The following is a 6,354-nucleotide window of genomic DNA, read 5'->3' on the forward strand; positions in this document are numbered from 1 at the left end:
CGTAGCCCTCTCGTCACTCAGAGCGATCTCCGTCGGCGTGCCGCGAACTGATCCGTCACGGCCTCGGGCACCATCGCCCACGTGACCGCCGCCATGCCTCTCGCCGCTGCCGACGACCTGTCGATCCCGGTCCGCCGCAGCCGCACCGAGCGCCAGACGATCGTCCTCGACACCGCTGACCGACTGTTCTCCAGCCGCAGCTCGCGCAGCGTGGGGATGGACGAGCTGGTCCGGGAGACCGGGCTGGGCAAGATGACGGTCTACCGGCTCTTCAAGAGCAAGGACGACCTCGTCGGCGCCTACCTGGCCCGCAAGGCCGCCACCGTGCTGGCCTTCATCGACGCCGAGCTGGCGCGTCTGGACGGCGACCCGCGCGCCGCCCTGCTCTCCGTGGTGGACGCCGTCGAGCGCGACGTGACCCGCATCGGCTTCCGCGGCTGCCCGTTCAACAACGTGAGCAGCGAGTACGACGACCCGCAGCACCCGGCCCGGAGCGCGGCCGCCGACTACAAGTTCGAGCTGTACAGCCGCCTGGAGCGGCTGGCCGACGAGATCGTTCCCGGCGGCGGCGAGGACCTCGCGGCGCAGCTGCACCTGATCATCGACGGCATGTACCTGTCGGGCGGCCTGCTCGGCCCCGAAGGTCCCGCCGCGCACGGTCGGCAGCTGGCCGAGAAGCTCATCGACGCGGCGGTCGCCCGCGCCTGACCCCGCCTCTCCGGCGTTTAGTGCACGTACCGCCGGATCACGATGGGCGGGTGACGACCGACCGCACCCGCCCGGATCTCGACGACACCACCGTCGAGGCACTGGGCAAGCTCTCCGAGGCCCTCGAGACCGTCGACCAGGCACGGGGCTTCCTGTACGCCTTCCACCAGCTGACCGGGAAGGCCGACCGCATCCTGCAGGAGTCCGTCGAGCTGTTCGAGCAGGCCGGCGCGACCGAGCTCGCCGGGGACCTCGACCGCGACCTGGTGGGCCGCAACGTGATCGCCGACCGGTGGACCTTCCAGATCGTCGAGGACTTCGACGCCGGTTACTGGGGTGCCTTCCGCGCCTTCGACGAGCGCGCCCGCGCCGAGCTCTCCGGCGGTGATCGCCACGTCTTCGAGGCACGCATGAAGCAGCGCGAGCGCACCGTCGGCCACCCCCGCCACGAGGCCGGTCCCGCCCTCTCCGACCAGGGCTGATCCGGTTTCCCGGACCGGCGGAACGGGCACAACCGGGCGGTGACCATGCCCGACGAGAACAACGCAGGATCCGACCGCGAGGCCCAGCCCCTGGGGGCCGAGAAGGCGCCCGGAGAGGACCGGGACTCGCTGGGAGACGTCAAGGGCTCGACCGACGGCATCGCCGGACCGGCCTACCCGCCCGCCGACACCGAACCGGACGCACGATGACCGCCCCCGATCCCCGCACGAGCGGGGGGCCCTCCGACCCGCTGAGCGTCGGGCTGGACCGCCCGGCGGCGACCGGATCGCAAGAACCGACAGGGCCCGCCGCACCGGCGGACGCCGGCCGCTCGCGGCACACGGGCCGCACCATCGGCCGATCCCTGGCCCTCGGGCTGCTGATCTTCGTGACGGTCGTGCTGGTGCTGTTCGTCGTCTTCAACGGCGAGACCGTGCCGATCAGCCTGGTCTTCACCGACGTCGAGGCGCCCCTGGTCGTCGCGCTGCTGATCGCGGCCGTCCTCGGCGCACTGGTCGGCTGGCTGCTGAACCTCGTGCTCCGCACCCGCCGCCGGCACCGCTCCTGACCCCGGCACCGGCAGGGACACACCCCTCGGGGGCGTGTCCCTGCCGGCCGTGCTTGCTCGGCTCTACCCGCCGGTAATATCGTTTGTTACTGGCGAGTAGCACACGCCGGATGTAGAGACTTGCCGCCCACCGGCACGGAGCACGGGAGCACAGCGCACATGACGCACTACACCGCGAACCTGCGGGACCTCGAGTTCAACCTCTTCGAGTTCCTGGACACCAAGGACCGTTTCGGCACCGGGCCGTTCGAGCAGATGGATGCCGAGACCGCGCGGGGTGTGCTCACCGAGATCCGCAAGCTCTCCGAGGGCCCGATCGCCGCGTCGTTCACCGACGCCGACCGGAACCCGCCGGTGTTCGACCCGGCCACGAACTCGGTGACGCTCCCCGAGTCGTTCAAGAAGTCCGTCGCGGCGCTCAACGCCGGTGAGTGGTTCCGGCTGGACCTCTCCGAGGAGCTCGGGGGCTTCGGCGCACCCGCCGTCCTGACCTGGGGCGCCTTCGAGATGGTGCTCGGCGCCAACCCCGCCGTCTTCATGTACGGCTCCGGCCCCTCCTTCGCGCAGACGCTGTACGACCTCGGCACCGAGGACCAGAAGAAGCTCGCCCGCCTGATGATCGACAAGGGCTGGGGCGCCACGATGGTGCTCACCGAGCCCGATGCCGGCTCGGACGTGGGCGCCGGCCGCACCAAGGCCGTGCAGCAGCCCGACGGCTCCTGGCACATCGAGGGCGTGAAGCGGTTCATCACCTCGGCCGAGCACGACCTCAGCGACAACATCATCCACCTGGTCCTGGCCCGCCCCGAGGGCGCGAAGCCCGGCACCAAGGGCCTGTCGTTGTTCGTCGTCCCCAAGTTCCACGTCGACGTCGAGACCGGCGAGCTCGGCGAGCGCAACGGCGCCTACGTCACCAACGTCGAGAAGAAGATGGGCCTCAAGGTCTCCACGACCTGCGAGGTCACCTTCGGCGACGGCCCGGTTCCGGCCAAGGGCTGGCTGGTCGGCGAGGTGCACGACGGCATCGCCCAGATGTTCAAGATCATCGAGTACGCCCGGATGTTCGTCGGCACCAAGGCGATCGCCACCCTGTCCGCCGGCTACCAGGTGGCGCTGGACTACGCGAAGAACCGCATCCAGGGCGCGGACCTCACCGCGACGACGAAGGACGCCCCGCGGGTGCCCATCACCCACCACCCGGACGTCCGCCGCTCGCTGATGCTGCAGAAGTCCTACGCCGAGGGCATGCGCGCGCTCTACCTGTACGCGGCCAGCTTCCGCGACCAGGTGACCGACGCCGAGGCGGCCGGAACGGCCGACAGCGAGCAGGCGATGCTCGCCGCGCGCATCAACGACCTGCTGCTGCCGATCGTGAAGGGGTTCGGCTCCGAGCGCGCCACCCAGCTGCTCACCGCAGAGTCGCTGCAGACCCTGGGCGGCTCGGGCTTCCTGCAGGACTACCCGATCGAGCAGTACATCCGTGACTCGAAGATCGACACCCTCTACGAGGGCACGACAGCGATCCAGGGCCAGGACTTCTTCTTCCGGAAGATCGTCAAGGACGGCGGGGTCGCCCTGACCTGGCTGGCCGGCCAGATCCAGGCCACGATCGACAACGAGGCGGGCAACGGCCGGCTCAAGGAGGAGCGCGCCGCGCTCGCCGCCGCGCTGAACGAGGTCCAGGGCATGCTCACCGCGATGTTCGGTCACCTCAACGAGGCCCAGCAGGACATGAAGGCGCTCTACAAGGTCGGCCAGAACAGCAGCCGCCTGCTGCTCTCGGTCGGCGACCTGGTGACCGCCTGGCTGCTCGTGCGTCAGTCGGAGGTCGCCCTGGCCGCGCTGGCCGGCGACGTCAGCGAGAAGGACCGGTTCTTCTACGAGGGCAAGCTCGCTGCCACGCGCTTCTTCACCAGCCAGGTGCTGCCCCGCCTCGCTTCGGAGCGGATCATCGTCGAGAACACCGACAACGCGCTGATGGAGGTCGACGAGGCCGCGTTCTGACCTCGTCACCGTCGCGTGCGGCCGCCGTCCCTCGGGGACGGCGGCCGTCGCCGTTTCCGGGCCCGGTCAGCGGGCATGGGCCCGGGGACGACGGCGCGGCGCCACCCGGGCATCCGCGCGGCTGAGCGAGGAGACAGATGACCGAGCCCGACGACACCGGCTACCACGAGTCCCCCGACACCGGCGACGGCCCGGTGGGCGACGACCAGACCGGCGACGCCCCCGAGGGCTCGGCCACCCTCACCACGGACGAGGACGCCCAGGGCGACGACGGCGTCGTCCGCCCCGGGAACTCCCCGGACTGAAGGCAGGCCTCACTAGGCTGAGGTCGTGCCGCTCCTCACCACCCTGCCCGCGGCGGAGTGGCAGGAACGGGCCGCGGCCCATCCCGCAGCCTTCGTGGCCGGCCGGGGCCCCACCGTGGGCTCCCTCCGCGGGTTGCTGACCGCCACGGCGGACCGACCGGCCCCCACCGGCTGCTTCGGCATGCACGAACGGGCCATGGTCTACCGCGCCGACGAGCGCAGACACGCGCTGCGGCCGGGCCGGGCCGGCACCGACGCCGTCGTCGAGGGGCACCCGATCCGGTGCAGCCACTACGACGCCTTCAGGTCCTCCACCCCGGAGACCGTCGGCCGTGACCGGCTGGGGCCGACCCGCGAGACCCAGGTGGCACTGGAGAAGCCCGGCTGCCTGCACGCCACGATGGACCTCTGCATGGACTCAGCATGCATCTAGCGGAGGTGCGACTGCTTCCGCCGATCTGGACGGAGCTGTCGGCCCGGCACGCGAACCGGGCTGACGGCCTGACAGCGGCGCACCGTGCCCGCACTGCCCGTGGCGAGAAGCACGCCGTCGAGGACTTCCTCTTCTCGTACTACAACACCCGTCCGTCACTGCTGCGTCGATGGCATCCCGGCCCTGGCGTCGTCCTGGCCCCGACGAACGACGGGCCAGCGCCTCACGCGGCGTGGCGGTGGTATCGGACCGAGCCCGACGGAGACGTGTCGCTCGACGTGCCCGCCTTCCTGGCGGACCGGGGAGACACCGTCCGGTTCATCCATCGCCTGCTCACCGCCACGGCAGCACGACCGGCGTTCACGGGGTGCTTCGGCCTGCACGAGTGGGCCATGGCTTACCGCCAGGACGAACACCGCCACCCCCTCCCCCTGCGCCTGGGGCAGACCGGGACGGACGCCGTCGTCGAGCGGCATCAGATCCGGTGCACGCATTTCGATGCATTCAGGTTCTTCACGCCGTCCGCCGCGCCCCTCAACCGCTTGCAGCCGACCCGGGAGTCCCAGCCCGACATGGAGCAACCCGGTTGCCTGCACGCTTCGATGGACTGCCACAAGTGGTCCATGAAGCTCGGGCCGGGTGTTCCAGGAGCCCTCGCCTTGGACTGCTTCGAGCTGGCTCGGGAGGTCCGGACGCTGGACATGCAAGCGTCCCCGTACGACCTCTCCCCGTACGGCCTGGCGCCCGTTCGGATCGAGACACCGGACGGCAAGGCCGCCTACGTGGAACGTCAGCGTGCACTGACACATCGAGCCGCCGAACTACGCGGCAGGCTCATCGAAGCCTGCTCCGTTCTCCTACGCAGCGTTGCTGGCCCGGTCCGGCATCGAGTCAGGCAGCACTCGCCCTGAAGGCGGCTCATGGGACACCACGGAAAGACGTCGCGATGATGATCGGCGTGGCTCGCAGATGGCACCCTCCTGACGACGACTTCGCTCCGATCAACATGTCGTGGCTGGCGGTCGACGAGTGGCTGGAGGGCCTGCCCTTCGACACGACGGCCCTGGCTCGGGACATCGCCTGGTCGCCAGTCTTCACCGAGCAGAGCTTCCGTCCGGGCCGCGCCGGGTTGGACCGGGAGTGGCGCTGGGGCGGTTGGCCCTCCTGGCTGGGCGGGCCCGCGCTGCTACCCCTGGCCGAGTGGCCGCGCCGACCGGACGGCACGCCGTTGGCCCACGTCGCCTCCATTTCTCTGCACGAAGCCTGGGCCGCCTCCGAGGAAGAGGGCAAGGCGGCCTGGCCGGACCATCGCGAGGGACTGCCCGCCGAGGGCTACCTCGAGGTGTTCCACGACCTGATCGACACCTACGGCTGGGAAGCGACCGACCAGGACACCGGTGGCTGGCTGGTGCGGTGGGTGCCCGAGCCGCAGCGGCCGGGTCTCGCCGAACCGCCCGCAGACCTCGACACGCCGACCGACGCCTGCCAGGCGGGAATGCTGCTCCCCGGCTGGAGCAGCCGACCGCCGGGGGACTTCCTGTCCGACCGGGGGCAGAACGCGGCTGCGGAGCACGTCACCGAGGAGCGTCAGCGTGCCTGGGCCTACCAGCGGACCCAGGCACGCGACACGCGGCCCACCACGGTGACCCACGTCTACGGGCACAGCCAGAACTCGACCGCGCCGGCCCTGCGAATCCTGAGCGACGTGCTGCCCGTCGAGGACGGCGACTCCCACCGGCTCGTGCTGGACATCGAGTCCTGGACCCACCTGAGCGGCTGGTTCGGAGACGCCGCCGCGCTAGAGGTGTGGATGCGCGACAGCGACCTGGTCTCGCGCCGCTTCGACAGGGCCT

9 protein-coding genes are annotated in these 6,354 nt (G+C 70.7%); all 9 read left to right on the forward strand.

Annotated elements, in window-relative coordinates:
* Nucleotides 1-81: 81 nt before the first annotated feature.
* Nucleotides 82-708, forward strand: coding sequence for a TetR/AcrR family transcriptional regulator (locus tag BN344_RS12445; protein ID WP_231486753.1), 627 nt, complete (start codon nucleotides 82-84; stop codon nucleotides 706-708).
* A gap of 50 nt (nucleotides 709-758) precedes the next feature.
* Nucleotides 759-1,190 carry a hypothetical protein gene (locus BN344_RS12450; protein ID WP_040338729.1) on the forward strand — a complete coding sequence of 144 codons (432 nt, stop codon included), beginning with the start codon at nucleotides 759-761 and terminating at the stop codon, nucleotides 1,188-1,190.
* A 39-nt stretch (nucleotides 1,191-1,229) separates the two neighbouring features.
* Nucleotides 1,230-1,400 (forward strand): hypothetical protein, encoded by a 171-nt coding sequence (locus BN344_RS20310; protein WP_166518234.1) that lies wholly within the window; start codon nucleotides 1,230-1,232, stop codon nucleotides 1,398-1,400.
* Complete coding sequence (locus BN344_RS12455) at nucleotides 1,397-1,759, forward strand: LapA family protein (protein ID WP_040338730.1); 363 nt, start codon at nucleotides 1,397-1,399, stop codon at nucleotides 1,757-1,759. The genes BN344_RS20310 and BN344_RS12455 overlap by 4 nt, the downstream gene beginning before the upstream one ends.
* A gap of 159 nt (nucleotides 1,760-1,918) precedes the next feature.
* Nucleotides 1,919-3,763: an acyl-CoA dehydrogenase gene (locus BN344_RS12460; RefSeq protein ID WP_040338731.1), complete on the forward strand. Its 1,845-nt coding sequence runs from the start codon at nucleotides 1,919-1,921 to the stop codon at nucleotides 3,761-3,763.
* Between the two features lie 137 nt (nucleotides 3,764-3,900).
* Nucleotides 3,901-4,068 carry a hypothetical protein gene (locus tag BN344_RS20315; RefSeq protein ID WP_166518235.1) on the forward strand — a complete coding sequence of 56 codons (168 nt, stop codon included), beginning with the start codon at nucleotides 3,901-3,903 and terminating at the stop codon, nucleotides 4,066-4,068.
* A 25-nt stretch (nucleotides 4,069-4,093) separates the two neighbouring features.
* Nucleotides 4,094-4,501, forward strand: a complete 408-nt coding sequence (locus BN344_RS12465) for a hypothetical protein (protein WP_197022306.1) — start codon at nucleotides 4,094-4,096, stop codon at nucleotides 4,499-4,501.
* 5 nt (nucleotides 4,502-4,506) lie between these two features.
* Nucleotides 4,507-5,412 (forward strand): 3-methyladenine DNA glycosylase, encoded by a 906-nt coding sequence (locus BN344_RS12470; protein ID WP_231486756.1) that lies wholly within the window; start codon nucleotides 4,507-4,509, stop codon nucleotides 5,410-5,412.
* A gap of 47 nt (nucleotides 5,413-5,459) precedes the next feature.
* Nucleotides 5,460-6,354: DUF1963 domain-containing protein (locus BN344_RS19115; RefSeq protein ID WP_166518236.1), on the forward strand; the 895-nt coding region annotated here is incomplete at its 3' end.

The sequence above is a fragment of the Candidatus Blastococcus massiliensis AP3 genome, assembly GCF_000582785.1.
GTDB classification, from domain to species: Bacteria; Actinomycetota; Actinomycetes; order Mycobacteriales; family Geodermatophilaceae; genus Blastococcus; species Blastococcus massiliensis.

Coding starts and splice junctions, on each gene's coding strand:
- BN344_RS12455 (WP_040338730.1), top strand. CDS start 1,397: ATGACCGCCCCCGATCCCCGCACGAGCGGGGGGCCCTCCGACCCGCTG.
- BN344_RS12460 (WP_040338731.1), top strand. CDS start 1,919: ATGACGCACTACACCGCGAACCTGCGGGACCTCGAGTTCAACCTCTTC.
- BN344_RS20315 (WP_166518235.1), top strand. CDS start 3,901: ATGACCGAGCCCGACGACACCGGCTACCACGAGTCCCCCGACACCGGC.